Raw genomic sequence first — 332 nt, 5'->3', positions numbered from 1 at the left:
AGGACACGACCCCGCCCACGGTCACCGCTTCCGTGACCGGTCAGAAGGATGCGAACGGCGCGTACGTGGGCAGCGCGACGGTCACTCTCTCCGCGATCGACACCGAGTCGGGTGTCGACCGGATCGAGTACTCGCTCGATGGCGGTGCCTACGCCGGCTACTCCGCTCCGGTGACGGTGAATCAGCCGGGTCAGCACACGGTGACCTATCGGGCCACGGACAAGGCGGGCAACACGTCCTCGTCGCAGCAGGTGTCGTTCACGGTGGTCGAGCCGACGCCGAAGGACACGACCCCGCCCACGGTCACCGCGACGGTGACCGGTGAGAAGGAC

The 332-nt window shown here is 67.8% G+C and carries 1 protein-coding gene; it reads left to right on the top strand.

Going from position 1 to position 332, the window contains the following annotated elements; translation table 11 throughout:
• A partial coding sequence (locus ACNAW0_RS30790; RefSeq protein WP_416291547.1) for an OmpL47-type beta-barrel domain-containing protein occupies positions 1-332 on the top strand: 332 nt, incomplete at both ends.

Origin of the sequence: Micromonospora sp. SL1-18 (assembly GCF_047921505.1) — a bacterium.
GTDB lineage: Bacteria > Actinomycetota > Actinomycetes > Mycobacteriales > Micromonosporaceae > Micromonospora.
The sequence above is the reverse complement of the archived record's forward strand: the minus strand, read 5'-3'. Positions and strand labels throughout refer to the sequence as shown.